Here is a 1538-nt window from a genome sequence, read left to right as displayed (position 1 = left end):
ATAATTTTAATATACAGTGTGCTACACTGTGTCATATTTGTCTTTAAACTGAATTATTTTTATCAAATCCATTATATAAAATTAATATTTTATTCTAATCTCTTATTTAAATCCTGTTAAGCACCGTGCCTTATAAAAATATACTAAAGATATATTTTAATGCCTTTAAATTGTATTTAACCGTGTAAGACGTTCTATGAAATCTTTAACTATGCTATTAGTATTATTTCCATATATTAAATAAATTTTTTAAAGATATTGTTAATTTATTGCTCTGTTCGATAATGTAATTATTTTGCTGTAAATTTAAAGTGACTCTTTGCAATATCATAATGAGGTAAGCAAAATGACAAAGACAAAGAGTCAATTAATAAGTATAGAAGAATTAATAGAGGTTTTCATAGAGGACAGAACAGAGGGAAAGAAAAATTTCGTTACATGGTTCTTAAACAATGTAATGAAAGAGGAGCTTAATGGGCCGTTAAATGCAGAATCCTATGAAAGAACTAATGAAAGAACAGGATACAGGAATGGAACCAAGAAGAGGAAATTAAAGACTGTGGATGGTGAACTAATACTGGATAAGCCTGATATAAGATCAGGATCATTTGAAACCACTGTATTTGACAGATACTTCACAGTGGAAAAGGCTTTAAACTCTGTAATAGCAGAATCATATATCCATGGAGGTATCAACAAGATCTGTTAACAATATAATAAATAATTTGGGTGTAACTGTATCACCTGAGTACGTATCATCACTGAATAGGGAGCTTGATAAAAAGGTTAAGGAATTCCTAGAAACAAGGATAGAGGATGGAATAAAATATTTATTACCAGTTTCCAATACTTAACCCTTGTCCTACCATGTCATATTTATAGGATAATTTAATTTTCAATTATTATGAAAACAGTGAAGAAGATACTGAATAAACCTGCTAATGAAATATCAGAATCAATGAATCTTGATATAAACTCAAAGAGGATTAAATTCATTGACCATGCATATGCCATAATTTACAGTGCACTGCATGGCTGTGATTTAACCGATACATCCATTGACAATGGAATAAGCAGGTCATGGCTGTCAAAACTCAATAGCAATAAACCGTACATGCCATTCATTCAACTCTTCTATAAATTATTAGATCCATACATCAAGGCACATAACTACAGGGTATACAGCAAATACATGCGTGTGCTTGCTTATAGACTCAACATTCATTAAAACATTAATGAATGGACCAGGCAGCTATAAGGGAATATCAGATGGAATGAAGGTACATGTCCCTGCAGTAGTATTCCCATTTACAGTTCCACTGAATGCATACATATCATCTGCAAATGTAAATGATTCATCCTTATTTGATAATGATGTTGGATAGTGATTCTTAAACAAAAATCTTTCCATTTCATGAGACATTGAGCATTGAACTCTTATAATAATTAATCTTTCTTCTTCTGTAACTATCTTTCAAATTCTTTAAAAATCCTCTGTAATATTCCCTGAAACTACTATCATTATTCCATTTACCTAA

General features: G+C 30.5%; 4 protein-coding genes. All 4 read left to right on the top strand.

Annotated features, from left to right (window positions below; genetic code table 11):
- Positions 1-346: 346 nt before the first annotated feature.
- Genes AOG54_RS03440 through AOG54_RS03430 form a run of 4 tightly spaced genes read left to right on the top strand, consistent with a single transcriptional unit; the run spans position 347 to position 1385 of the window.
- Positions 347-709, top strand: coding sequence for a transposase (locus AOG54_RS03440; RefSeq protein WP_055032422.1), 363 nt, complete (start codon positions 347-349; stop codon positions 707-709).
- A complete protein-coding gene (locus AOG54_RS09675; protein ID WP_156324181.1) occupies positions 684-854 on the top strand; it encodes a transposase in 171 nt (56 codons plus the stop codon). The genes AOG54_RS03440 and AOG54_RS09675 overlap by 26 nt, the downstream gene beginning before the upstream one ends.
- Positions 855-904: 50 nt before the next feature.
- A complete protein-coding gene (locus tag AOG54_RS03435) occupies positions 905-1228 on the top strand; it encodes a hypothetical protein (RefSeq protein ID WP_055032421.1) in 324 nt (107 codons plus the stop codon).
- 7 nt (positions 1229-1235) lie between these two features.
- A complete protein-coding gene (locus AOG54_RS03430; RefSeq protein ID WP_156318751.1) occupies positions 1236-1385 on the top strand; it encodes a hypothetical protein in 150 nt (49 codons plus the stop codon).
- The last annotated feature ends 153 nt before the right edge of the window (positions 1386-1538 follow it).

The organism is Acidiplasma aeolicum, assembly GCF_001402945.1.
In the GTDB taxonomy this organism is placed as follows: Archaea; Thermoplasmatota; Thermoplasmata; order Thermoplasmatales; family Thermoplasmataceae; genus Acidiplasma; species Acidiplasma aeolicum.
Note: the sequence above shows the minus strand (reverse complement) of the source record. Positions and strands in the feature narration are given on the sequence as shown.